Annotated in this window: 22 protein-coding genes; 7 read left to right on the forward strand and 15 right to left on the reverse strand. The window is 63.1% G+C overall.

The window, feature by feature from the left end:
* Positions 1 to 2: 2 nt before the first annotated feature.
* From QP305_RS00860 to hrcA, 6 genes are all read right to left on the reverse strand, one after another.
* The gene (locus tag QP305_RS00860; protein ID WP_087070849.1) at positions 3 to 1,283 is read right to left on the reverse strand and encodes a hemolysin family protein; all 1,281 of its coding nucleotides are present in this window, start codon (positions 1,281 to 1,283) and stop codon (positions 3 to 5) included.
* A gap of 6 nt (positions 1,284 to 1,289) precedes the next feature.
* Positions 1,290 to 1,775 carry an rRNA maturation RNase YbeY gene (gene ybeY, locus QP305_RS00865; RefSeq protein WP_026429421.1) on the reverse strand — a complete coding sequence of 162 codons (486 nt, stop codon included), beginning with the start codon at positions 1,773 to 1,775 and terminating at the stop codon, positions 1,290 to 1,292.
* 98 nt (positions 1,776 to 1,873) lie between these two features.
* Entirely contained in the window at positions 1,874 to 2,845 is a 972-nt protein-coding gene (locus tag QP305_RS00870; protein WP_284903367.1) for a PhoH family protein, read from the reverse strand.
* 6 nt (positions 2,846 to 2,851) lie between these two features.
* Entirely contained in the window at positions 2,852 to 3,637 is a 786-nt protein-coding gene (locus QP305_RS00875; protein WP_284903369.1) for a 16S rRNA (uracil(1498)-N(3))-methyltransferase, read from the reverse strand.
* Positions 3,634 to 4,746: a molecular chaperone DnaJ gene (gene dnaJ / locus QP305_RS00880; protein WP_101594922.1), complete on the reverse strand. Its 1,113-nt coding sequence runs from the start codon at positions 4,744 to 4,746 to the stop codon at positions 3,634 to 3,636. Before dnaJ ends, QP305_RS00875 begins: the two co-directional genes overlap by 4 nt.
* 149 nt (positions 4,747 to 4,895) lie before the next feature.
* A complete protein-coding gene (gene hrcA, locus QP305_RS00885) occupies positions 4,896 to 5,915 on the reverse strand; it encodes a heat-inducible transcriptional repressor HrcA (protein WP_026429424.1) in 1,020 nt (339 codons plus the stop codon).
* 143 nt (positions 5,916 to 6,058) lie between these two features.
* Here hrcA and QP305_RS00890 point away from each other — a divergent pair, with 143 nt between their 5' ends.
* The 3 genes from QP305_RS00890 to QP305_RS00900 all read left to right on the forward strand — a co-directional run bounded on the left by QP305_RS00890 (position 6,059) and on the right by QP305_RS00900 (position 8,865).
* On the forward strand, positions 6,059 to 6,916 hold the full coding sequence (locus QP305_RS00890; RefSeq protein WP_284903569.1) for a DUF3097 family protein: 858 nt from the start codon (positions 6,059 to 6,061) through the stop codon (positions 6,914 to 6,916).
* A 120-nt stretch (positions 6,917 to 7,036) separates the two neighbouring features.
* Positions 7,037 to 7,999, forward strand: coding sequence for a DMT family transporter (locus QP305_RS00895; RefSeq protein WP_284889062.1), 963 nt, complete (start codon positions 7,037 to 7,039; stop codon positions 7,997 to 7,999).
* A 77-nt stretch (positions 8,000 to 8,076) separates the two neighbouring features.
* A complete protein-coding gene (locus tag QP305_RS00900) occupies positions 8,077 to 8,865 on the forward strand; it encodes an SDR family NAD(P)-dependent oxidoreductase (RefSeq protein WP_101594937.1) in 789 nt (262 codons plus the stop codon).
* 34 nt (positions 8,866 to 8,899) lie between these two features.
* Here QP305_RS00900 and hemW read toward each other — a convergent pair whose 3' ends face one another.
* From hemW to lepA, 3 genes are read right to left on the reverse strand one after another with little or no spacing between them, the layout of a single operon-like run.
* Positions 8,900 to 10,168 (reverse strand): radical SAM family heme chaperone HemW, encoded by a 1,269-nt coding sequence (hemW, locus tag QP305_RS00905; RefSeq protein WP_284903371.1) that lies wholly within the window; start codon positions 10,166 to 10,168, stop codon positions 8,900 to 8,902.
* Between the two features lie 6 nt (positions 10,169 to 10,174).
* Entirely contained in the window at positions 10,175 to 11,083 is a 909-nt protein-coding gene (gene trmB, locus QP305_RS00910; protein ID WP_284903372.1) for a tRNA (guanine(46)-N(7))-methyltransferase TrmB, read from the reverse strand.
* 2 nt (positions 11,084 to 11,085) lie between these two features.
* Positions 11,086 to 12,939, reverse strand: a complete 1,854-nt coding sequence (gene lepA / locus QP305_RS00915; RefSeq protein WP_087070857.1) for a translation elongation factor 4 — start codon at positions 12,937 to 12,939, stop codon at positions 11,086 to 11,088.
* 100 nt (positions 12,940 to 13,039) lie between these two features.
* On the opposite strand from lepA, the gene QP305_RS00920 reads away from it, so the two are divergent.
* The 3 genes from QP305_RS00920 (at position 13,040) to rpsT (ending at position 15,079) form a co-directional block, all read left to right on the forward strand.
* Positions 13,040 to 14,017: an LLM class flavin-dependent oxidoreductase gene (locus QP305_RS00920; protein ID WP_284903572.1), complete on the forward strand. Its 978-nt coding sequence runs from the start codon at positions 13,040 to 13,042 to the stop codon at positions 14,015 to 14,017.
* 122 nt (positions 14,018 to 14,139) lie between these two features.
* Positions 14,140 to 14,652 carry a PH domain-containing protein gene (locus tag QP305_RS00925; protein WP_284903373.1) on the forward strand — a complete coding sequence of 171 codons (513 nt, stop codon included), beginning with the start codon at positions 14,140 to 14,142 and terminating at the stop codon, positions 14,650 to 14,652.
* A 160-nt stretch (positions 14,653 to 14,812) separates the two neighbouring features.
* Positions 14,813 to 15,079, forward strand: coding sequence for a 30S ribosomal protein S20 (gene rpsT, locus QP305_RS00930; RefSeq protein ID WP_016442875.1), 267 nt, complete (start codon positions 14,813 to 14,815; stop codon positions 15,077 to 15,079).
* A 140-nt stretch (positions 15,080 to 15,219) separates the two neighbouring features.
* Here rpsT and QP305_RS00935 read toward each other — a convergent pair whose 3' ends face one another.
* The 6 genes from QP305_RS00935 to QP305_RS00960 form a co-directional block, all read right to left on the reverse strand.
* A complete protein-coding gene (locus QP305_RS00935; protein WP_284903374.1) occupies positions 15,220 to 15,501 on the reverse strand; it encodes a hypothetical protein in 282 nt (93 codons plus the stop codon).
* Positions 15,502 to 15,719: 218 nt separating this feature from the next.
* Complete coding sequence (gene pntB, locus QP305_RS00940) at positions 15,720 to 17,153, reverse strand: Re/Si-specific NAD(P)(+) transhydrogenase subunit beta (protein ID WP_284903573.1); 1,434 nt, start codon at positions 17,151 to 17,153, stop codon at positions 15,720 to 15,722.
* Positions 17,154 to 17,201: 48 nt separating this feature from the next.
* Positions 17,202 to 18,728 carry a Re/Si-specific NAD(P)(+) transhydrogenase subunit alpha gene (locus tag QP305_RS00945; RefSeq protein WP_284903378.1) on the reverse strand — a complete coding sequence of 509 codons (1,527 nt, stop codon included), beginning with the start codon at positions 18,726 to 18,728 and terminating at the stop codon, positions 17,202 to 17,204.
* 156 nt (positions 18,729 to 18,884) lie between these two features.
* Positions 18,885 to 19,811 carry a DNA polymerase III subunit delta gene (gene holA, locus QP305_RS00950; protein ID WP_284903575.1) on the reverse strand — a complete coding sequence of 309 codons (927 nt, stop codon included), beginning with the start codon at positions 19,809 to 19,811 and terminating at the stop codon, positions 18,885 to 18,887.
* A complete protein-coding gene (locus tag QP305_RS00955) occupies positions 19,726 to 22,224 on the reverse strand; it encodes a ComEC/Rec2 family competence protein (RefSeq protein WP_196800260.1) in 2,499 nt (832 codons plus the stop codon). The genes holA and QP305_RS00955 overlap by 86 nt, the downstream gene beginning before the upstream one ends.
* A gap of 140 nt (positions 22,225 to 22,364) precedes the next feature.
* The gene (locus QP305_RS00960) at positions 22,365 to 23,354 is read right to left on the reverse strand and encodes a ComEA family DNA-binding protein (RefSeq protein WP_016442880.1); all 990 of its coding nucleotides are present in this window, start codon (positions 23,352 to 23,354) and stop codon (positions 22,365 to 22,367) included.
* Between the two features lie 118 nt (positions 23,355 to 23,472).
* On the opposite strand from QP305_RS00960, the gene QP305_RS00965 reads away from it, so the two are divergent.
* Positions 23,473 to 25,350, forward strand: coding sequence for a helicase HerA-like domain-containing protein (locus tag QP305_RS00965; protein ID WP_039899032.1), 1,878 nt, complete (start codon positions 23,473 to 23,475; stop codon positions 25,348 to 25,350).
* Positions 25,351 to 25,353: the final 3 nt, after the last annotated feature.

Below are 25,353 nucleotides of genomic sequence, written 5' to 3' on the forward strand. Positions count from 1 at the left end.
TTCTAGTCCTCGCCCTCATCTTCAGTTTCTTCGCGCGCAACGATAATAGTCGATAACCGGCGCCGGCGCCCTTCGAAACGGTCGGCCACCATGTGGATTCCGGCCACGGTTGTTTCGGCGCCGCGGATGGGGACGCGCCCGATGCTCTTGGCGAAGAGGCCGCCGGCGGTATCTACGTCGTCGTCCTCCAATTCGATTCCGAAGAGGTCACCGAGGTCGTCAATGGGCATGCGCGCCGGGATCCGGAAGCTTCCCGCTTCGAGTTCTTCCACCGCCGGGAGGGCCCGGTCGTGTTCATCGGAAATTTCGCCCACGAGTTCTTCCACGAGGTCCTCGATGGTAACCAGGCCGGCAATTCCGCCGTATTCATCCACAACGAGGGCGATGTGGACCTGGTCGGCCTGCATTTCCCGCATGAGGGTGTCAATAATCTTAGTTTCCGGAACGAAAACCGGTTCGCGTACCAGATCGGCTACCCGCAGGTCATCGTGCTGGTGGCGCCGGTGCACCCGCCGGATCACGTCCTTGAGGTAGAGCACGCCGATCACATCATCAATGGATTCCCGGTAGACCGGCACCCGGGAGAAACCGGAGCGGGTGAAGAGGGAAATAGCGCGATCCAGGGTTTCATCCGCCTCCACCGCGATCATATCGGTACGCGGCACCATGACCTCGCGCACCAGGGTATTACCCATATCGAAAAGCGATTGCAGAATATCGCGTTCGGCATCGTCCAGGGCTTCGGATTCGGCCACGCGTTCCACCATCACGGCGAGCTGGTCTTCTTGGCGCTGTTCGGCTTCCTCGGGTGAAAATTCACGTTCCCGGATGAGCAGCGAAAGCAACCAGGTGAGCGGAGAAAGCCACCAGGTGGCTTTGCGTAGCACCCGCTGGTGGCGTTCCACCCCGAAACTCAGGGGGTTGAAGAAGGCGAAAGCGAGGAGGGCCAGGACCGTCACGCCGAAGAAAATGGGGAAGATCTGCCACCAGGCCGCCACATCGGTTCCGAGGGCGAAAGTGAAGCAGATTCCGTAGCTGGCCATGAGGAGCGCACGCACCACGGCGATGCCCATGGAGGCGGCCGGGCGGCGGGCCATAATGGCCACCACGCGCGCCGAACCGCGTTCCTTATGTGCGTACATTTCCGCGGCTTCGGTGCGGGTCATGCGCCCGAGGGCCGCGCCCACCACCGTGCACCACAAAGAAAGCAGGAGGCACAGGCCGGCAGCAATATAAAACGGGGCGGAGGGCAGCGTTCCCGCTGCCACGGGTAAGTGATCCATCCTTTCTTACACCTCCGTGGGGCGCGGATCGCCTCCCCCGCGTTCGGAAAGGAACACGAGGAGGAGTTGGCGTTGCAAAGCGAACATGGTGTCTTTTTCTTCCGGGGTTGCGTGGTCGTAGCCGAGCAGATGCAAAATCCCGTGGGTTACGAGGAGCAGAATTTCCTCCGCGGTGGAGTGCCCCATGGCGTGGGCCTGGCGGCTGGCAACCTGCGGGCATACCGCAATATCGCCGAGCATTCCCGGGCGCGGTTCTTCACCGGGCGGGGCCGGGCGCACCTCATCCATGGGGAAGGACATCACGTCTGTGGGCCCTTCCAGGTCCATCCACGTGACGTGGAGATCCGCCATGGCATCCTCATCGAGGAGCACGATGGACAGATCCGCCATGGAATGCACCCGCATCTTATCGAGGACGTAGGTGGCTAGCTCCGAGATCTCTTCCAGATCCGGAGCCGGACTAAAACTCGATTCGTCATTTACTTCTATCATGTGGTCTTTCCTGACAACCGTTCCCTAGATTCTCCCGAAACTGCCCTACCGCAACGCGCGCCGCACTACTCGCCGCTACTCACACCTATCGCCCCGCGCTAGCGCTGCCGGGAATCCCAGCGGGCATAGGCGTCAATAATTTCGGCAACTAAACGGTGGCGCACCACGTCCGCCGAGCTCAGCTCCGAGAAATGGATCCCCGGAACATCGCGCAGAATCCGCCGCACCACCTGCAATCCGGACACTTTATTCGCCCCGAGATCAACCTGGGTGATATCGCCTGTCACCACCATTTTAGAGTTGAAGCCGAGCCGGGTGAGGAACATTTTCATTTGTTCGGGTGTGGTGTTCTGCGCCTCGTCCAGAATCACGAAGGCATCGTTGAGGGTGCGCCCGCGCATATACGCCAGCGGCGCCACCTCAATGGTGCCGGCCGCCATGAGTTTCGGAATGGAATCCGCGTCGAGCATGTCATACATGGCGTCGTAAAGCGGGCGCAGGTACGGGTCGATTTTATCGGTGAGGGATCCGGGCAGAAAGCCGAGGGATTCTCCGGCTTCCACCGCCGGGCGCGTCAAAATAATACGTTTGACCTGCCCGTCATTGAGAGCCACCACCGCTTTGGCCATCGCCAAATAGGTTTTCCCGGTGCCGGCCGGCCCGATCCCGAAGGTAATATCATGGGCGTCGATGGCGTCCACGTAGGCTTTTTGCCCCAGGCTTTTCGGCCGGATCGTTTTACCGCGGTTCGATAAAATATCGGTGTGCAGCAGCGTGGTGGGATGCGCCACGCCGGCGCGCGCAATATTAACGGCACGGGCAACTGCGTCCCGGGTGAGGATTTCACCTTCGGCGACGACGTCGATTAATTCCCCAATGAGCGATTCGGCAAGATCGAGCTCCGCGGCCGGGCCCGTCAGGGTGATCCGGTGGCCGAGCACGTGAATGGTGGTGGGGGCTAGCCGTTCTTCCAAGGTTCGCAGCACGTCATCACGATGCCCGAGCAGATGAATCATGGAAACCCGGTCCGGCACCACAATGGTGCGCTGGCTGTTTTCTGTGTGCGTCATTACGTCCTATAGTAGCGTGCCCAGCGCGCGCACGGTGGCGATACTTGCCAGGGCGTAGGCCCCAGCAGAAGCACTGCGCAGCACATGCGCGCCCAGCAGCACCGGGATGGCCCCCGCTGCCTGCAGCATCGCCATTTCTTCCGGTGCGATTCCGCCTTCCGGGCCGATAATGACGGCCACGGGGCCGGCCACCTGCGCGGTACTCACTTTTCCGCGGGCCACCGCCTCAGCCAGGCTCAGTTCGGCTTCCTCGTGGCAGAGCAGCACAGTGCTCCCGGTAAGGGCCTGAGGTAGCTGCGCCGTCGTACTTAAGGAACGGATGCGCGGAATATAGCTGCGCCGTGATTGTTTCGCCGCGGCGCGTGCCGTCGCCTGCCAGCGCGCCCGGCCCTTCTCCTCTTTGTTTTTCCAGGAGGCGACGCAGCGGGCCGCTTCCCACGGGAGGATATCCCACACCCCGTATTCGGTGCAGGTTTCCACGGCCTGTTCGTCGCGGCCGCCCTTCGCGAGGGCCTGGACGAGGGTGATCGGCCCGGCCGGTTTCGGTTCCGCGCTCGCTTCCTCCACGCGGGCGCGCACCTCATTTTTGGCGACGACGCTCACCGTGCAGCGGGCCCGCCGGCCCTCCCCATCGGAGATCAGGATCTCCTCCCCCACCCGGATGCGCATCACGCTAGCGTGGCGGGCTTCGTCACCGGTGAGGCTCAGTTCCTGGCCCACGCTCAGGGCGGCGCCGGCTCCGCCCCCGGGCCGGGTGGCGGGGAAATCGGCGAAGAAAAGCGGGAGCGTCACAGTGAACTCAACCTTTCGCGCAATTTATCGAAGAAGGATTTGCCCTGCTCGGCGAGCTGGGCGTCCTGCACGCTTTCCCCGCGTAGTTCGGCCAGTTCACGCAGGAGTTCGCGCTGGCGTTCATCCAGGTCAGTGGGTGTTTTCACCGCGACGGTGATCCGCATATCCCCGCGGCCCTTGCCGCGCAGCCGGGCCACGCCCAGGCCCTTGAGGGTGAGGACCACGCCGGAGGAGGTCCCGGCGGGAATCTCCAGCTCGCGGTCCCCATCCAGAGTGGGGATGGTGACACTGCCGCCCAGGGCCGCGAAAGTCATGGGCACCTGGACTTCGCCAAGGAGTTCATCGCCCACCCGCTGGAAAATGGGGTGTTCTTCCACCCGGATTTCCACGAAAATATCGCCGGCCGGGGCGCCGAAGGTTCCGGCGTCGCCCTGGCCGCGCAGGCGGATACGCATACCGTTCTCGATGCCGGCCGGGATGTCCACGGTGAGGGTTTTTTCTTGGCGGATGCGCCCGGTGCCGTGGCAGGGGCGGCAGGGGTCGGCGATAACGGTGCCGTGGCCTTCGCAGGTGTGGCAGGGCACCTGGGTAACCATCTGGCCGAAGAGGGAATTCGTGACCTGCTGGACCATCCCCTGGCCCTGGCAGGCCCCGCAGGTCACCGGCTGGGATCCGGCCGCGCAGCCGCTACCCGCGCAGGTGGGGCACACGGTGAAGAAGGAGTCGCTCACCTGGCGCTGGGCTCCGAAGACCACATCGGAAAGTTCAATGCTCAAACCAAGGAGGGCATCGCGCCCGCGTTCCCCGCGCGGGGCCGGGCCACCGGCGCGCATTCCCCCACCCCCGAAGAAGGTGGAGAAAATATCGTTCATATCGAAACCGAAACCGGCCGCCCCGGCTCCCCCGCCGCGCCCGCCGAGGTCATATTGGCGGCGCGAATCCGGGTTGGAGAGCACCGTATACGCTTCGTTGACTTCCTTATAGCGTTCTGCGGCTTCCGGACCGGCGTGATCCGGGTGTAATTTGCGCGAGAGGCGCAGGTACGCTTTGCGGATTTCTTCCTGGCTCGCATCGCGTTCCACCCCGAGGGTTTCGTAAAAATCAGCCACATTTCTCCCGTCTTTGTTCTTTTCTGCGCCCTGCCCGCGCGCCGGCACGCTTCACTCGCGAGTGACCGCGCCCGGTGCCGCGCACTACGCTGCGATAGTTCCGTTCCCTACCACTGCGACCGCCACTACGATCACCACTACGACCGCCACTACGACTGCCCGGACAGAATACCGGATAGATAGTGGGCAACGGCGCGCACCGCCGCGATATTCCCGGGATAGTCCATTCGGGTAGGGCCGACGACGCCTACCCGGGCCACTTCATGCCCGGCTACTTCGTAACTTGAAGAGACCACCGAGGTTTCACTCAGGTTTTCATGATCATTTTCCACCCCGATGGATACTGCCACATCAGTTTCCATCGCGGCGAGGAGGCGCAGCAGCACTACCTGTTCTTCCAGGGCATCCAGCACCGGGGAAATCGAGTGGAGGAAATCCACCGAGTGGCGTGAGAGATTGGCGGTGCCGGCCATCGTGAGGCGGTCCTCCGCGCCAGTATGCACCGCGGTAGTGAGCGCCGCCGCGATATCGCGCAGAGCCGCGGCGGCTTCCGGTTCACTACGTTCGGCGATCTCCGCGAGAACGGCCACCGCGGTGGTGAGCGGCTGGCCGTTACAGCGGGTGGTAACCTCCCGGCTCACCGCATCCACATCCAGGCCCTCCAGGTGCGGGGGCACCGCGATGACGCGCTGTTCTACCCGCCCCGCGCTGGTAATAACCACGAGGAGAATACGGGTGGCGCCGAGCCAAATGAGTTCCAGGTGGCGCAGCACCGCTTTATCGAGGGCCGGGTATTGGATAACCGCGACCTGCTGGGTGAGATGGGAAAGCAGGCGGGCCGCGCGCTCCAGCACATCGTCCAGGTCCACCGCGGCGTCCAAGATTTGGCTAATGGCGCGCCGTTCCGCTCTGGAGAGCGGTTTGACGGTGGTGAGGGAATCCACGAAAGCCCGGTAGCCCGCATCCGTGGGAATACGCCCGGCCGAGGTATGCGGGTGGGTGAGCAGCCCGGCTTCTTCCAGAACCGCCATATCGTTGCGGACGGTGGCCGGGGAAACTCCCAGCGCGTAGCGTTCCACGAGGGCCTTGGATCCCACCGGTTCGCGGGTGGTGACGTAATCGCGCACAATCGCCTCAAGAACGCGCCCGCGCCGATCTTCTGCCGCCACCGGTATCCTTCCTCCCTGCGCCGTGGAACCACGGCGGTGCTTGTTGCCTTACCCTGAGTTACCTTGAGCCCCGCTCAGCACTCTATACCTTCGAGTGCTAATTCTACGCGGGGCGGCCCGGGAGCGCATACCCTTAGAGCGTGATGTTCTCTGCTACCGGAATGCCTGATCGCTACGGCGACGACGTACTCGCTCGCGATCCGCACGACCACCGCCGCGCCTCCCGCCCCGTCCCGGCCGCACCCGGCCTCCTCATTGAAGACGTGGCCTCCGGCTTTGTGGGCGAAGTGCTCTCGGTGGGGAAAGTAGCCGGGCGCTGGCAAATGGAACTGGAGGGCCGCGGCGGGGTGCGCCGTTCCTTCCCGCTGGGCAAAGGCTATTGGATCGACGGCGAGCCGGTGGAGATCACCGCCCCGCGCACGGAGGCGCCGCGCGGCCGGCTCCTCACCGCCTCCGGTTCTTTTCACGTGAAAGCGCGGGCGCGCGTGGCACGCGCCTCGCGTATCTGGGTGGAAGGGAAGCACGACGCCGAACTGGTGGCCAAGATCTGGGGTGAGGATCTGGCCCTCGAAGGGGTGGTGGTCGAGGAATTACTCGGGGTGGATAATTTGGAAGCGGTGGTGCGGGAAACTGCCCCTGATGATGAGCACCGCCTGGGCGCGCTGGTGGATCACCTGGTACCCGGCTCGAAAGAATCGCGGATCGCGGCGCGGGTGGCCGGCCCGGGCGTACTGGTGCTCGGCCATCCCTATATTGATGTGTGGCAGGCCATTAAACCCGCCGCGGTGGGTTTGCGGGCCTGGCCGGAGGTACCGCGCGGGGAAGATATTAAGGTGGGTACCCTGCGCCGGCTCGGCTGGCCGCACGAAACGGCTGAAGATATTGGCCGGGCCTGGACCCACATCCTCTCCTGCGTGCACTCCTATAAAGATATTGAGCCCGCACTGCTGGGCCGCATGGAGGAACTCATCGATTTCGTCACCGCCGCCGGGACCAGGTAGTAACTACAATCCCGAGGCCCTCAGGGTATATCCTTGCTGCGTGCGCTTATCCGGCCCCGGCCGGAGCCGCTGCCCTCGTTGTTTCGGTTCTTCTTCACCCCTATCAGGAGTTGTGATCACGTGGCCCTCCAGCGCCGCTCCCTCGTGGACAAAATCGCTGTTGCGTCCCCGCGCGGCACCCTCGCCGTCGCTTCGGTTCTCGTGGGACTTGTTTCTCCCTTCATCACGCTATCGGGAGAAAACGCCACCACGATTGTGTTCTTCCGCTTCGGCTTAGCTTTCCTCGCCCTGCTGCCCATGGTGGTTCATGAATGGCGCCAGTACGGGCCGATGCGGCGCGCCGATCTGCTGCTCTACGCGGTGTGCGGGGTGTGCTTCGGGGTGGATATGGCCCTGTGGACACCCTCCGTGCTATTGGCCGGCCCCTCGGTTTCCGCCGTGGTGGTCAATTACGTGCAGGCCCTCGCGGTACCTTTGGTCGCGTGGCTGTTCTTCCGCAACCGGGTGCCGTGGATGTTTTTCGTAGCCGCACCTTTTTCCCTCGGCGGGATTTTCTTGCTTTCCGGTATTCTCGACGGCGCAGGCGGATCTGACCTGGTACGTGGCATTATCCTCTCCGCGCTCGCGGGCCTGACCTACACCGTTTATGTAGTCCTCACCGGGCGCACTAATTCTCCACACCACCAGGGCACCGCCATGGCGATTGTGTGCCTGGTTACCACGGTGGTTTCCACCCCGCTGCTCATTGCTACTCACGGGCCCCTCACCCTCGCGCTGTCGGCCAGTTCTTGGGGCTGGATGATTCTGATTGCGCTGTCCAGCCAGGTGCTGGGGTGGTTGTTCTGCCAGGCGAGTATGCCGCTGGTTAACCCTTCCGTGGCCGCCACCCTTATTTTGATTCAGCCACTGAGCGCCATTGTTTTTTCCGCAGTGCTCGTAGGTGAACGACTCTCCGCCCTGCAATGGCTGGGCGCGATTATTATGCTGCTCGGAATTTTCCTTATCGGGCGGGCTCCAAAGCGCCGCTACCGGCTCGGCATCAAACGCCCCTCACTGCGCATCCGGCGTAGGCCCGTAGCGTAAAACTTCCCCGACGGACGACCTTCGCGGCACCCCTTCGATAGATTGCGACTATGGTCCCCTACCACGAAGGAGTAGCTATGCGGGGTAACAATGTCACCACTTTCCCGGTTCTCGCCGATAAGAGCGTTATTGTCACGGGCGGAGCCTCCGGACTCGGGCGCGAAGCATCGATTCTTTTTGCTGAAGCCGGCGCCAAGGTCATCGTCGCTGATTACAATCTGGAAGGCGCTGAAGAAACTGTCGCTACCATCAAGAAGGCCGGTGGCGAAGCTATTGCGGTGCGTACCGATGTTTCGGATTCCGAATCTGTCCAAAAGATGGTTGCTACCGCGGTAGAAACCTACGGGCGCTTGGATGGTGCTTTCAATAATGCCGCGGCGGCCCCCGATAATGCGCTCACCTCGGAATTCGATGAAGACTACTGGGATAAGCTCATGAAAGTCGATCTCAAGGGTGTGGCGCTGTGCATGAAGTACGAAATTAAGCAATTCCTCGCGCAAGGCGATGGAGGTGCCATCGTCAATACCGCTTCGGTTTCCGGAATTCGGCCCCAACCCTTTAACCCCGCTTATGTTTCCGCCAAGCACGGAGTGATTGGCCTAACCAAGGTGGCGGCAGTGGAGAACGGGCCACATAATATCCGCGTCAACGCTATTGCCCCGGGCGCAATTGATACTCCCATGCTGCACGATGCACTCGAAGCCCTGGGTACGAGCGGCGAGGAATACGCACCCATGATTTCCTTGCTCAATCGTTTTGGTAGCCCGCGCGAAATCGCGCAACCGGCCCTGTGGTTGCTTTCCGATGCAGCTTCTTACGTGACGAGCACCGTGATCGCCGTGGATGCCGGCTACACCGGGCGTTAGCGCCCGGCACGTTCAGAAATAACCAGACCCCGCGCTACCAGAGGGCCCGGGTCACGGTATCAGCCAGGAGCCGCCCGCGCCGGGTCAGAACAAGACGCCCGGCGCGGGCGGTTTCTGCCTCAACTAAACCGTCCCGGATCAGGCCTTCCACCACCGCGGCATCCACGCCCCGGGGAATATCAATTCCGCGGCTCATCCGGATACCGAGCATGATTTTTTCTTCGCGTTGTTCGGCCGGGCTGAGGATTTCCCGCTCCAGGGCCGGCGAAACAATGGCTGGCTGGCTCGCGGCTGGCTCGCCCGGCGCGCGGAGCGCGGCGGCGGCGTCGTCGTTCCCTATTCCGCGCGCCCAGACCCGATCCGCGTAAGCACGCGGGTGTTTGACGTTCCAGAACCGAACCCCGTTAATATGCGAGTGCGCGCCGGGGCCGTAGCCCCACCAATTCGCATTCTCCCAGTAGTAGCAATTGTGGCGGCATTCGTGACCGGGGCGGGCCCAATTCGAAATCTCGTACCAGCGGTAGCCGGCCGCGGAGAGGATATCGTCGGCGACCTCGTATTTATCGGCGAGCTCGTCCGGATCGGGGAGGCTAATGAGGCCGCGGCGGGCCTGCATCCCCATTTTGGTGCCCGGTTCCACCATGAGCCCGTAGGCGCTGATATGCGCGGGTTCGAGAGCGAGAGCGGCCGCGAGCGAGGTGCGCCACTGCTCCATCGTTTCTCCGGGCGCCCCGTAAATGAGGTCGAGGGAATACTCCAGACCCAGCTCCCGGGCCCAGCCGGTCACGCGTTCGACCTGGCCGGGGCTGTGTTGGCGATCAAGGGTACGCAGCACCTCGGGCACGGCTGATTGCATCCCGAAGGAGATGCGGGTGAAACCGCCGGCCCGCAGGGTGGCGAGGGCCGCGCGGTCCACGGATTCCGGATTGCATTCCGTGGTGATTTCAGCGCCCTCGGCCAGGCCGAAAGCGCGGTCCAGCTCCGCGAGCACCGCGACGAGCTGCCCGGCATCCAGCAGGGTGGGGGTACCGCCCCCGAAGAAAACAGTGCGCAGCGCGGCGCGGTTGCTGCCGGTATCGAGGACCTCCCGCGAGAGCGCTATTTCGCGGGCGAGGGACGCCGGGAAATCATCGCGGCCTGCCCCCGGCCCGAAGCTCGGCTTGGTGTAGGTGTTGAAATCGCAATAGCCGCAGCGCACCGTGCAAAAAGGAATATGAACGTAGGCGGAAAAACCGGCGCTCACATCCGGATTCGGGAGCGCGCCGGAGGCCGGGGCCGGCTCGCCGTGCGGAAGGGACGCCATCGGAGCCTAGGCTCGCAACGCGAGAACATCGTGGATGGTGCGCCCGGCCGCGATGCCGCGTTCCTCGAAACGGGTGAGCACGCGTTCCTCCCAGCGCGGCGCGAAACCGCCGCGTTCGGGGGTGGGATCCGCGGGGTCCGGGCGTTCACCGGCGTGCGGATTCGTGAAATACGGGGATGATTCGACGACGTCGCGCATCTGCCAGGCGTAATTATCCCAATCCGTGGCCAGCCGCCAGGCGCCCCCTTCCCGGAGCATCCCGGCCACCACCGTGGCAAAAGGCGCGGCAACCAGGCGGCGCTTATGGTGGCGGGCTTTACGCCAGGGATCGGGGAAGAACGTCCACACCTGCTCGGCGCGCGGATTCGCGGCATTCGGATGGGCGGTGCTGCGCGCCGGCCCGCAAGCAGTCACGTCCTCCCCGCGTACCAGGCCCGCGCATTCCAGCCCAAAGAGGACGGGGAGGGCTTGGGCGGCGTCGGCCTCCAGCACCCGCACGTTGGTCACGCCCGCACGCAAAATACTGGCCACGCAGCGCGCCGCGCCGGGAGCCCAGGCTTCCACGAGCAGCACATTATATTCGGGGTGGCGCTGGGCGAATGAAACACCGTGCTCGCCCGAACCGGGGCCGATTTCCACGGCGAGCGGGGCCTCGCGGCCGAAAACTTGCCCGAGGTCGCAGCGGGCATCCAAGGCTACCGTGGTGGCCTGGGGGCCGGGTGCCAGCGGCACAAAAAGTTCGGGGTGGCGGGCCACCGTTTCTTCGTGGCGCGCACCCAGGCGCGAACCACGCAGGGAGAAGGAGCGGATGCGCCATTGGGAGCGGTCGGGTGCGGAGGGCCCGGCTGCGCCGTCGTACTGCTGCGGCGTGGCATCCGGGCGAGCCGCGCGTGAATCTTCGGGACGCTCGGACATAGCTACTTCCCCGTGGGTGCTTCGGAGGTGAGGGCAGCCACGAAAGCTTCCTGGGGCACGTCCACGCGCCCGATGGATTTCATGCGCTTCTTACCTTCCTTCTGCTTCTCCAGCAGTTTGCGTTTACGCGAGACGTCGCCGCCGTAGCACTTGGAGAGCACGTCCTTACGTAGGGCCTTGATGGTTTCGCGGGCGATAATGCGCGAACCTACCGCGGCCTGCACCGGAATTTCGAATTGCTGGCGCGGGATGAGGGTCTTGAGTTTCTTCGTCATCTCATTGCCGTAAGAGTAGGCCTTGTCCTTGTGGACGATGGCGGAGAACGCATCGACCTGTTCGTGATTGAGCAGCACATCCACCTTGACCAGATCGGAGGGCTGTTCACCGGCAATATCGTAATCGAGGGACGCATAGCCCTTCGTGCGCGACTTGAGCTGGTCAAAGAAATCGGTGACGATCTCCGCCAGCGGCAGTACGTAGTGAATCTCCACCCGCTCGGCGGTGAGGTAATCCATGCCCTGGAGCGCCCCGCGCCGTTCCTGGCACAGCTCCATAATGGAGCCCACGTAATCGGAAGGAGCCAGGATCGTGGCGCGCACGGTCGGCTCGTAAATCTCCCGAATTTTCCCTTCCGGGAATTCCGAAGGATTCGTGACGGTCAGTTCTTCACCGGCATCCGTGATGACCCGGTAGATCACCGAGGGCGCGGTGGCAATAATATCGAGGTCGAATTCCCGCTCGAGGCGTTCGCGAATAATCTCCAGGTGGAGCAGTCCCAGGAAGCCGCAGCGGAAGCCGAAACCGAGGGCCACCGAACTTTCCGGCTCGTACACCAGCGAAGCATCATTGAGCTTGAGTTTTTCCAGGGCCTCGCGCAGGTTCGGGAAATCGGAGCCGTCCATCGGGTAGATCCCGGAGTACACCATCGGTTTCGGATCGAGGTAGCCGGGCAGGGCTTCGGTGGCACTCTCCCGCGCGCCGGTCACGGTATCCCCCACGCGGGTTTGGCGCACATCCTTCACGCCGGTGATGAGGTAGCCCACTTCCCCGGCGCCCAGCGCGGTGGTGGGCGTGGGTTCAGGGGAAATCACGCCCAGTTCCAGGAGTTCGTGTTCGGTGCGGGTGGCCATGGTGCGCACCTTCGAGCGGGTGGTCAGCTCACCATCAACCACACGCACGTAGGTGACGACCCCGCGATAAATATCGTAAACAGAATCGAAAATCATGGCGCGGGCCGGGCCGTCCGGGCGCCCCGACGGCGCGGGAACCTCCGCGACGATCCGGTCGAGGAGCTCGGGCACACCCTCCCCCGTTTTCCCGGAGACCGCCAGGCAGTCTTCCGGTTCCACGCCCAGGAGCGAGGCCACTTCTTCCGCGATTTTTTCAGGCTGCGCGGAAGGCAAATCGATTTTATTAAGCACGGGAATAATCGTGAGGTCATTTTCCATGGCCATATACAAATTGGCCAGGGTTTGCGCTTCAATTCCCTGGGTGGCATCCACGAGCAGCACCGCACCTTCGCAGGCCGCCAGCGAACGATTGACCTCATAAGAAAAGTCCACGTGGCCCGGGGTGTCGATCATATTGAGAGCGTAGGCTTTCCCCTCCACCGACCACGGCAAACGCACGGCCTGCGATTTGATGGTGATGCCGCGCTCACGCTCAATATCCATCCGGTCCAGGTATTGGTCACGCATTTCGCGCTGCTCCACAATCCCGGTGAGTTGGAGCATCCGGTCAGCCAGCGTGGACTTTCCGTGATCAATATGCGCAATAATGCAAAAATTTCGGATACGCTCGGGCGCCGTCGCGCCCGGAATAATGGCGCGCGATTCCTCAGCGGAAGAAATAGGCACGTCTCTCCTTCACAATAAACTCTGCTCAAGTATAGTCCTTGGACCATAATGGATATGGATATATCGGTCACGGGAGTTTGCCATGAATGTTCCTTTGTCAGTGTTAGATTTCGCTACGCGGTACGACGGCGAAGCTCCGGCCGCGGCCCTGCATCGCTGCGTGGACCTCGCTCAGCGCGCCGAAGCCGCCGGCTACACCCGGGTGTGGTACACCGAGCATCACAATATGCCCACGGTGATCTCCTCCTCCCCCGCGATCATCATCGGCTACGTTGCCTCGCATACCTCCCGGATTCGACTGGGTGCGGGCGGGGTGATGCTCCCCAACCATTCCCCGCTCGTCATTGCTGAACAATTCGGGGCGCTGGCCGAAATGTATCCGGGGCGTATTGATTTAGGGCTCGGGCGGGCGCCGGGCACCGATAGCCGCACCCTCTACGCGCTGCGCCGCGATGCCAGCGCCTATGAGAACTTCCCGCGTGATGTGGTGGAACTCCAGGGATTCCTCGGGGATACCTCCCGGGTGCCGGGGGTTGCGGCCTATCCGGGCCAGGGCACCCACGTTCCCCTCATTATTCTGGGTTCTTCGCTTTTCGGGGCGGATCTAGCCGCGCAACTGGGCCTGCCCTATTCTTTCGCTTCCCATTTCGCTCCGCGCCTGCTCCACGAGGCAATTGCCCACTACCGGGAGAATTTCCAGCCCTCGGAGGAGCTGGCCGAGCCCTATGTTATTGCGGCGGTGAATGTGACCGCGGCAGAAACTTCGGAGGCTGCCGCTCGTGAATTTGAGCGGGTCAAGCGGGCCCGGGTCCGGAATATGCTGCTGCGCGGGGCACCGGGCCGCGATATCTCCGATGCGGATCTTGAGACGGTCATGGACAGCGCGCAGGCCCGCCACATCCTCGATATGCTGCGCTACACCGCGGTGGGGGACGCGGCCGAGGTGGGTGAATATCTGCGAAAGTTCGCCCGCGATGCGCAGGCCGATGAGCTCATGATCTCGGTGCAGGCTACCTCGCATGAAGAATCGCTGGCCTGCTTGGAGCTGGCCGCGCGTGGCTACGGCTTGAATAGCTGAGGAATGCGCGGCGCTGGCAGCTAGGCGCGGCGTCGTACCGTATCGCGCAGCTTCGCGTTTCTCTCCCCCACGCTATCGGCCGCTTCACACGCCCGCTTTTTCTTTGTGGCACGATGGTTAGTATGCCTCTGTCGCAAAAACTACTAGGAACCGGCGAAGAACTCCTTGTCCATATGCACCCCGATGCCCGGCATTTACTGCCGCGGGTGCTCGGTGCCGCGGCGGTGGTGTTCCTCGCGATGCTCGGGGTGGTAGCGCTGCCGGGTAGGTGGCAGCCGCTGGCCGGGTGGCTGGTGGTGGCGGTCGGAGTTCTCGCGCTTATTGCGATTGCCGGATGGCCGTGGCTGCAGTGGTATATGAGCACGGTGAGTATTACCAACCGCAGGATTATTACCCGGCGCGGGGTGTTCACAAAGCTCGGGCACGATCTTCCGCTTGCCGCGGTGGCACGGGTGGATGCGCAACCTGCGGGTACCGGCACCTCCGGTTCCCTTCTTGTGACGACGACGTCAGGTGCCACGGTTACCCTGCACCGCATCGCGAATCTTCCCGCTGTCACCACGTTCCTGAATACGCTGCTGGACAAGCGCGCGGGAGAGGGGATTCACACCGGGGCCTCGCGCGAAACCCCCTGATTCTGGTAGTGTTTGGAGATGGACTTTCACCGGTCGGGTGGCAAGTCCTTGTTCTTTCGTAACAACCACGGGTGCCCCACGCCCGCAGTCCTACGAGGAACGCTTCCCTCTCCGACCATATTCATCTATCGCCTAGCGATTGACCGAAAGAGATATTTCATTGGCTAATATCAAGCAGCAGAAGAAGCGCGTTCTGACGAACGAGAAGCGTCGCCTTCGCAACCAGGCCGTTAAGTCGGAACTGAAGACCTACATCCGTAAGACTCGCCTTGCCGTGGAAGCCGGCAATGCCGAAGAGGCGGAAACCCTCCTGGCCGCGGCCTCCCGCAAGCTGGACAAGGCTGTGTCCAAGGGTGTTATTCACCGCAACCAGGCGGCGAACCGCAAGTCGAAGCTTGCTAAGCGCGTGAACGCACTGGCCAAGTAGGCTGTGCTCCGGCCATGCAGGCTGGACCCCCGGCGCGGTTGTATCTGTTATATCTACCGCGCTGATGCTTAGAGAAAAGCGGCTGGAACCTAGGCGTTCCAGCCGCTTTTCATATCCGTTCGCATCCGGCGCGAATTTTCTCATTCTTCTCCTTCGTGCTCGCCTTCTCGTTCCGCTTCCAAACCGCGGCGTTCCGTATTCAAACGGCGCAGCGTAGCGCGTACTTCGTTTTCACGATGCCGGTGCCATAGCGCAAGGCAGAGTAACGCAAGAGTGACGAGGGCGGGGATAAGAGCATAATCGTACCAGCGATCACCTATCAATATGTTCGCAATGCAGCCTCCCAGAGTAGCCCCGAATGCAAGTTGTGAGAAATAAAAATACCTTTTTGAGCGCATATTTCTTCCTCCTTTCTTCTTCATTCCACGGTAATTGACACCTTCATTATAACGTGATCCCCGTCTCATATGTGGAATTTTGGCTCATGTATTCCGGTATTTCCGCGATATACACGTAGCGCAGGTGGCCGGAACCTGAAAGGTGTTCCGGCCACCTGCGCTAACTGAGGGATTCCCTAAGCGGTTATAGTTGTGCAGCTCGCCCCGGCCGCGCCCGGACTTGGGCGCAGGAGCGGGCTACCTTAACCGGGGAAAGCCGCGTTGATGGCATCCACGGATGCCTTGGCATCGCCGAGCAGCATATCGGTATTCTCATTAAAGAACAGCGGGTTTTGCACCCCGGCATAGCCGGCATTGCCCATGGACCGCTTGAATACGATCACCTTCTTGGCATCCCACACATGCAGCACCGGCATACCCGCGATGGGCGAACCGGGCTCAGAAGCCGAAGGATTGACCGTGTCATTCGCCCCGATAACCAGCACGACATCGGTATCCGCGAAGGAATCGTTGATATCGTCCATTTCCTCCACGATGTCATAGGGGACTTTCGCTTCGGCCAGCAGCACGTTCATATGCCCGGGCAGGCGCCCAGCCACCGGATGGATAGCGAAACGCACCTCGGTTCCGTTCTCGCGCAGCTTCTTCGTCAGCTCCGCCACCGGATATTGGGCTTGGGCCACGGCCATACCGTAACCGGGGGCAATAATCACCGAGCTGGCGTCCGCGAGTTCTTGGGCCACCTCCGCCGCGGTGGTTTCCGTGTGGCTGCCATAGTCACGCGCCTCCCCGGTAACTGCGCCGTCGGACCCAAAACCGCCGAGGATCACGGAAATGAAGGAACGGTTCATGGCCTTGCACATGATGTAGGACAGGTACGCGCCCGAGGATCCCACCAGCGCACCGGTAATGATAAGGAGGTCATTACCGAGGGTGAAGCCGGCCATCGCTGCCGCCCAACCCGAGTAGGAATTGAGCATAGATACGACGACGGGCATATCGCCACCGCCAATCGCGAGCACCATATGTGCCCCGAGCAGCAGCGCAATAATCGTGATGAGGATGAGGGGAATGAGGCCGGCCCCCACCCCGCGGGTCCAGGCGAACCAAATAATAAGCCCCAGGCACGCCAGGATCGCCAGCAAATTGAGAAGATTACGGGCCGGAAGCACCAGCGGCTTGCCGGGGATCTTCCCCGCGAGTTTCAGATAGGCGCATACCGATCCGGTGAAGGTGATCGCGCCGATGAACACCGCCAAGCCAACTTCGCCCATATGGAAGGCGTTTGTGGGCGAGAAATCTTCTCCGGGTTGCTGGAGGAACGAGTTGTAGCCCACCAGTACCGCTGCCGCACCCACGAAGGAATGCAGCAGGGCGATGAGTTCGGGCATGCCCGTCATTTCCACGGTGCGGGCCCGCCAGATCCCGATGCCGCCGCCCACCACGAGGGCAAGCACGAGCACGAGGACAATTACCGTCGAGGATGCCTCCGTCGGGAAGGCAAGGACCACGATGATCGTGGCGACGAGGGCCAGTACCATTCCGATGGCGCCCAGGATATTGCCTTTCGCCGCGGTTTCCTGTTTGGAAAGCCCGGCCAGGGCGAGGATGAAGAGCAGGGCCGCCACCAGGTAGGCGACGGTTTGCACGCTAGCAGCGACCTTGAGACCGCCCAAGCTCGGGGCGGCAAGGGTAACGACGTCGTTAATAGTGGTGAGCACGGCTTAGCTCCTCTTGAACATAGACAGCATGCGCGCGGTCACCAGGAATCCACCGAAAATATTGATGGATGCGATGGTGAGGGCGATGGCGGCAAGGATGGTCACGGCTATATGCCCGGAACCGAGCTGGAGGATTGCCCCCACCACGATGATTCCGGAAATCGCGTTCGTCACGGACATGAGCGGGGTGTGCAGCGCGTGCGTCACCGAAGTGATGACGTAGAAGCCCACCACGCAGGCCAGCATGAACACGATGAAATGCGAGGTCATGCTCGGCGGGGCTGTGAAGAGAATCCATAGCGCTATCGCCGCTGCCAGGCCGGCCCACAGGTAGCGCAAGGGGTTGGGGCGGGCCGGTTCGGGCGCAGCCGGAGGTGCGGGAGGCGCCGGGGGCGCGGCCGGGGCGGCCGAGACCTTGATGGGCGGGGGCGGCCAGGCCACCGCTCCCCCGAGGGTGACCAGAATGCCACGCACAATATCATCCTCGGTATCCAGGACCAGCTGGCCATCCTTTTGCGGGGTGGTGAGTTTGAGGAAGTTGACGAGGTTCTGCCCGAAAAGCTGGGAGGCTTGGCCGGGCAGGCGCAAGGCGAGATCTTCGTAGCCGATAATCGTGACGCCGTTGGCGGTGTGGACGATTTCTCCCGGGCGGGTGCCGGCCACGTTTCCGCCGTTGGCCGCCGCCAAATCCACGATAACGCTGCCGGGTTTCATGGCGGCCACTGCCTCCGAGTCCAAAAGGAGCGGGGCCGGCTTGCCGGGGATGAGCGCCGTCGTAATAACAATATCCGCCGCGGCTGCTTCCCGGGCGTAGACCACCCCGGCTGCGTTGGCCTGATCCGCGGTCATTTCACGGGCGTAACCGTCCGCGGATTCCTGGCGTACCGGGATCTCCACGAATTCGGCACCCATGGACTGAACCTGTTCGGCAACATCGGCACGCACGTCCGTTGCCTTGACGATCGCACCCATGGAATTGGCGGTGCCAACCGCCGCAAGCCCAGCAACTCCCGCTCCAATAACGTAGACGGTGGCCGGGGGAACCTTACCGGCGGCGGTAACCTGCCCGGTGAAAAGCCGCCCGAAGTGGGAGGCTGCTTCGATAACGGCACGGTAGCCGGAAATATTGGCCATCGAGGAACGTACATCCATGGACTGAGCGCGCGAAATACGCGGAATTGCGTCAAGCGCCAGGGCCGTGAGTTCACGGCGCGAAAGTTCCTCGATAAGCTCGGGCGAGCCGGCCGGGTTCATACGCGCAATGAGGGTGGCGCCGCGGCTCATGCGGTCAAGGTAGCTCACATCCGGGGCGTCGGTGGCTAAAACAATATCCGCAGCCCAGGCTTCTTGCGCGGAAACGAGGCGTGCGCCCGCGCTTTCGTATTGGCTATCGGGGTAGGACGAGGCCTCCCCCGCCCCCGTTTCCACCACGACCTCGTAGCCCAAAGCGATGAGCTTGGCGACGGTATCGGGGGTGCCCGCCACCAGGGGGTCACCCGGGCGGGTACTTTGTGGTATTCCAACAAGCATAAAGTGCTCCTCAGTACAGCACTACCGTGCTGCGGTCTGCGTGGGCGGCGCTCCAGATACGCCATTGTCGCGCCGCCGCGGGACATTCCTTATTATTCCACGTTTCCCGAAGGGGCCTGAGCACCCCGGCAAGCGTGAGACTGTGCGGGTTAGTCGCTACCGCGTGCGCCGGGCGCGCCCGATGGTGATAATCGCGTGTTCAACAGCGAACTGCGGGTCGCGGGAGGCACCCTTGACCTGTTCATCGGCGAGCGCCACCGCTCGAATGGCTTGCCCGAGTCCGGCATCGCTCCACCCGCGTGCTTCCCGGCGGGCCCGTTGGGCCTGCCAGGGCACCATTTTCAATTCTCGCTGGGTGATGCCAGGCGCCTGGACAATAGCGAGCTGGCGCAGTTTCGCCGCGAGCGCCGCCACGATGGGAACCGGGTTGACCCGGGTGGCGAAAGCGTGGCGGGCCAGTGCCAAAGCTTGGCCGGTACGCCCGGCCAAGGCAGCATCCGCGATCTCAAAGGGTGTTGCTTCATTGCGCCCGGCATAGAAATCCCGAATATGGTCCTCGGTGATCATCCCCTCCACATCCGCGAGGAGTTGGGAGGTGGCACTGAGTAATTCGCGCAGGTCCTGGCCGAGTGCATCAACGAGCGCCCGCACCGCCCCGTCCGTGATTTTGCGCCCGGCGGCCCGCACATCCGCTGTCACCAAGCGCGCCTTATCGTCATCGCGTTTGATTTTTTCGATCCGGGCTACTTGCCAACCACCCGCCGCGATAGCGTCAAGGAGTTTTTTACCGCGGGTACCTCCCCCGTGCTGGATGATCACGGGAATATCCGCATTGGGCTGCGGTAGGTAGGCGAGCATCTCCGTGAGGAACGCGTCATTCATATGTTCGGCGCCGGTGACGATGACGATGCAATGGTCACCAAAAAGTGAAGGTGAGGTGTGCAGGGCGAGGGCCCCGCGTTCATAGGTTGCCGCGTCCACGCGCACGACCTGCACCTCAGGGTGCGCCTGGCGGGCAAGGCTGATGAGGCGGGCCCAGGCGCGCTCGGCAAGGACCGGTTCCGCGCCAACGATGAGGATCACCGGTTCTAAGCGGAGAGCGTCGTACCCGACCGCGCGTTCTTTGGCTGCCATAGCTCCATTCTCTCATGTCATAACCCACCTGCTGCACGGCGGGTGGCTTGGGTGGCGTGGGCTGCGTGGGTGGCTCCTCGCATTCGGAAACGAGGTCCCCTTCCGCCCATGCGATTGCCCCGCACGCGAGGGTGGGATAAATCTGGGCACCGGAATAAAGCTCATAGACGCGTGCGGAGGGATGCCCGTAACTATTCTCCCCCACGGATATCAGGGCAATTGCGGGGTCAAGTTCACGGGCGAGGCGCGCGGATTGGTCCGCGCTTCCGTGATGGGCGACGACGGCGATATCAACCGGCCCGACCGCCCCCACGAGGCGTTCTTGGGCCGGGGCAGTCGCATCTCCGAGAACCACGATGCGTTGAGCAGCCTGGCTAGTGCCACCGCTCGCGCCGGCGTTAGCTGCCCGGCCCGGGCTGTCCACACCATCAGCGTCGAGGAGGATCACGAGGGAATCCGCGTTGGCTTCCTCGGGAATGCTACGCGCACCCGGATGCGGGCTAAGAATCCGGGCGATGGGAACATCATCTACCCGCAAGGTTGTTCCTGCGGCTACCACGTTCACCGGAATGGAATGGGAATCGAGTAAGTCGAGTGCGGTGCGGGACTGGGGCTTCGGGGCGGAATTTGGAGATATCCATACCGCGCTGATTGTTGCGGTGCTGAGAACGTCGCGTAACCCTTCCACGTGATCGGAGTGAAAATGGGAGAGGATGAGGAGATCAAGATGACTCACCTGAGCATCGCTTAGGCAGCGAGCAGCGGCGGGAGTGCGAGGTCCAACATCAATCATTATCGTGTATCCGCGCACCCGGTAGAGGAAAGCTGATCCCTGGCCCACATCGCATTGCACCGCCGTCCAGTTGGAGGGAATCACGGTAGCGCCCGGCCCTCGTGATAGCCCGAGGGCCACGAGGGCGGCCACCAGAATCAGGATTGCGCTCAGGCGGGGTATCACCAGGAGCACCAAGACCGCACATATATGACCGATTCCGGCAAGGACAAGGGGAATTCCCGATCCCGGTAGGGAGGCAAGGGCGCGGGCTACGTGGTCAATCCACCACGTGGCCAGTTGCGCAAAGGAGATGGCGAGGCCGGCGAGCACCGGGAACAGCGGTGCGGTGAGCGCCCCGACAAGTCCGAAAATAGTGAGGGGTGCGACGACGGGTGCCACAAGCGCATTAGCCGGAACCGCCCACAGCGACCCAGCTTCGGTGAAGAGGAGCAGTACGGGTAGGCAGGAGATTTGGGCCACCAGCGGAATGGCAACGACCCGGGCGAGTGCGGCCGGGAAGAACCTGCTGAGGTGTTCCGTAAGCGGGTATCCTCCGCAGATAATTCCGAGGGTGGCACTGGCGGAGAGCAGGAAACCGTAGCCGGTTGCGAGCCACGGATCAATGAGGGCAGCGGTGATGCTCGCGCAGCTCAGGGCATTGATAGCTTGGCTTCGGCGGTTCATTCCCACTGCTGCGAGAACCACCAGGCCCATGAGTGCCGCCCGGATAACCGAGGGCGCGGGTCCCACCAGAATAACCAGTCCACCTAAACCCACCACTCCCGCTAACGCGGTACGCAGGGGCCGGGCCCGGCCCACCGCCATAATAATGATGCCGAGAACAAGGGATACATGAGCCCCGGAGACCGCAATGAGATGGGTAAGGGCCGTTGTGCGCATGGCTTCTTCCAGTTCCGGGGATACCCGGCTATCGTCTCCGAGGGCGACCCCGGGGATAAGGCCGCGGGCGTGCTCAGGGCGGGTGGAGAGCAGCGTGGCAAGCGCGGTATCGATGCGGTGAACGATGCCGGCGCTCAGCGCGCCACTCCCGCGTGTTTGGAGGGCAGGCCCGGACCAGCGGGCACTTTCCCGCCGCCCGTGCGCGGGGGTGAGTCGGCCCTGCCCAAACACGCGCTGACCCGCCAGGGCTGTGCAGGGAACTTCCGCTCGGATTCGCGCGCGGGGGCCGCTGGCAAGCTGCACCCCGTTCGGGCCAGCGGTGGTGATCTTTGCGGGGCGCAGCAGCGCCGTGCATTTTTCTTCTCCCCACGGCATAGTGGAGGGTTCCGGGCGGGTCATGACATAGGCATCCAGTTCCACGCTTCCCCTGACTGCCGGGATATGCGCGGCAGAGAGGGCGAGCAGCCCGGCGATACTGGTAGCACCCAGCGTGCACGCCACCGCGAGGATACTCAAAACCACCCCGCTTGCTTTCCCGCGCCGGCCGGGATGCGCCCGGGCATACCCGGTTACTGCCCAAGCTGCCACGATGCACAGGGCAGCACCGAGGAATCCGAAGTGCGCATACCCGCTCAGCGCCGCCCACGCCCCGCCCAGGGCCGCGGCGGCTGATGGAAGGAGGCGCATATCCTGACCGTGGCCCGCATGCGCGCAATGCGAACTTCGCTGGCTTCTGCGAGTGCGGGGATCGCCGAACACCCTAGGCTTGCACAGATCGCTGCGCTTGCCCCTGGCACTGCGACTGCGCGGGACATCGAGCTTGCGGATCATACTGTCACCAGCGCGGAAAGCTTATTAAATTTAGCTGGTCCAATACCGGGGACCTCAAGAAGATCTTCCGGAGCGGTAAAGGGGCCGTTGTTTTCCCTCCAGGTGAGGATATCCCGAGCGGTAGCCGGGCCAACCCCGGGGAGGCTCTCCAAGTCGCTGGCTGAGGCGGTATTAAGGTTGATCAGGGCACCCGAGCCGGCTTTCCCAGATGCTTTATCCCCACCGGCCGCGCCGCCGCCCGCCCCACCGCTATTCCCACCTGCGCTACCACCGCTCCCACCCGGGCTTGTGCTAGCTCCAGAGCCGATGCGTGCTCGCGGTGCTTCACCGGGAGCGGGAATATGAATATGGGAGCCATCCGCTACCGGTTCGGCAAGATTGATCGCGGCGCCATCCGCATTCGGGGTGAGCCCACCGGCTAATTCCACGAGGTCATTGACACGTGCCCCACCGGGAGCGCTATACACTCCCGGAGTGGCCACTTCACCAGAAATATAGGCAACGATGGTTGCGGGAGCGGATTCTCCCGCGGTAGGGCCAGCCGGCCCAGGTGTGCTACCCATTACCCGGCCGTGCGAAGGGCCCGGCGAAGCCTGCGGATCGGTAGATACCACAGCCGGATTTTCCGTGTTGGAACCCGAACTGGCCACACTGCTTCCCGGTGGCACCGCTGCGGGGTTGGCGGAAACGGGACCACCACCGCGCCCGAGCCATACCAGCAGCCCGAGAATGAGCAGCCCGCCCAGCAAAGCTATAGCAAAGGCGCCCAACGCGCGGGGTGACCACCGCCACCGCGATGATTGCGCGGGTGTGGTGAGCACGGCGATATCCTCGCCGGTGCCCGCACCGAGGGCCAGCGTGGCGAAATCCCGTACCGGGCTCTGGCCGGGCGGCGCACCCGCACCCGGATCCCCGCGGGTTTCGTTGAGAGGATCGTTAAAGGGCAGACTCAGGCGCGGGGCAGGGCGAGGCAGAGAAGCATTCATGGGGCTATCATGCACACCGAGGCACACCCAGCGTTGGCAGCCCCACTGGCCTGGGGATAACGCTAACGTTTGCCGAGCTGTGGATAGCCACGGCCATTGCCCGCTCTACAATATTGGTATGAACGACGCCGATATTGCTCGCCTGCGTGCCCAAGCGGCCGAAGCCGCTGCCAAAGCTGCCCGCGCCGAAGCCGAACTCGCCCAGGCCCGCCTCGATGCCGCACTTGCCGCCGCAGCCTCCCCGGCAGTAGCCACCGCCGCCGATGCCACGGCAGGAGCGGAAGGCGCGGACGGCGCGGACACCATAACCACCGCCACCGCGGCAGAGAAGCGCTCACCGGCGCAGCCGGCGGCGGCGTCGCCGGAACAATCGCCAGAAAGCACCGGTGAGGATTACGCGAGCGAGGTTGCCCGCAGCTACCAGATATCGGGCCCGGCTCTCACCCTGGGCGCCTACCTGGACCCGGCTGGGAATCCGCGCCCCGATGTTCTGGTGCGGCTGCCCTTCGCTAGTTTCAACCGGCACGGCCTGGTGTGCGGAGCAACCGGAACCGGGAAAACTCGTACTCTCCAGCTGCTGGCCGAACAGCTGAGCGCGGCCGGAGTGGCCGTTTTCCTCACCGATATTAAAGGAGATCTGTCGGGCCTGTGCGAAGCGGGCGTGGCTTCCGATAAGCTCACGGCCCGCACCCGAGCTTTAGGGCAGGATTGGTCCGGTGCCTCGTTCCCGCTCCACCTGTATTCCCTCACCGAATCAACCGGGGTGCCGCTACGTTCCACGGTGGAAGATTTCGGTGCTTTGCTCTTAGCCCGGGCCCTGAAACTAAATGACACCCAGGAATCGGCGCTGGCCTTGGTTTTCGCGTGGGCGGAAAAAGAGAATCTGCACTTGTACACCCTGGAGGATCTGCGCGAGGTACTTCATTATTTGACCACGGCGGGGAAGGCGGAGCTATCCGGTATTGGCGGGGTATCGACCGCCACCGCCGGGGTGATTCTGCGCGAGGTATCAGCCCTGGCTGCGCAGGGCGGAGACATGTTCTTCCAGCGCCCGTCCTTTAGCCCCAGCGAGCTCATCGCCCACGAAGGCGAACGCGGTGTTATCTCCGCCCTCGAACTTCCCGACGTGCGCGATATGCCCGAACTTTTCTCCACTTTCACCATGTGGATACTCAGTCGGCTCTTTTCCGATCTTCCCGAAGTGGGCGATACTCCCCTGCCCCGCCTGGTGTTCTTCTTCGACGAAGCGCATCTGCTGTTCTCGGGCGCTTCCCGGAATTTCGTGGACGAGGTTACCCGCGTGGTGCGCCTCATCCGCTCGAAAGGTGTAGGCGTTTTCTTCGTGACTCAAACGCCGCAGGATATTCCCGAATCGGTGCTCGCGCAGCTGGGCACCCGCATTCACCACGCGCTGCGCGCCCACACGCCCAAGGACGTGAAGATTCTCAAGGAAACAGCAAAAACCTTCCCCTTCTCACCCCTCGATATAGCGGCCGTGCTACCCGCGCTCGGCACCGGCGAGGCTGTGGTTACAGGTTTGGGCGACGACGGCGCCCCTACGGCCGTGGCCCCTACCCGGCTCTGGGCGCCGCGCTCTATCATGGGCCCAGCCGGACCGGCCGCGTTGAGCACCGCTCTTGGCACCACACCCCGGCCTGCTCCTATAGCCGGGGATACCGCAAGCGAAGGTGCTGCCCGCGCTGTTGCCGCGCGGCGCGCGCAACGAGAAGCTGCCGCGGTGGCTGCTAAAGAAGCTGAAGAGCAGCGGCGGGCCGCGGAAGCCGCGGCGAAGAAAGCTGCCCGCGAGGCGGAGAAAAAACTGGCGGCCGCGGAGCGGGAAGCGGAGCGTCAGGCTCGGCAGGCCCAACGGAATGCCGAGAAGGAGGCGCAACGGCAGGCCCGGCGCCGCGATGCCGCAATTGATTCGGTGGTGCGCAGTGCCGGAAGGTCACTCGGCCGTTCAATTATTAATTCGATTTTCGGGCGGCGGCGCTAGCGC

Origin of the sequence: Actinotignum timonense, from assembly GCF_030216305.1 — a bacterium.
GTDB classification, from domain to species: Bacteria; Actinomycetota; Actinomycetes; order Actinomycetales; family Actinomycetaceae; genus Actinotignum; species Actinotignum timonense_A.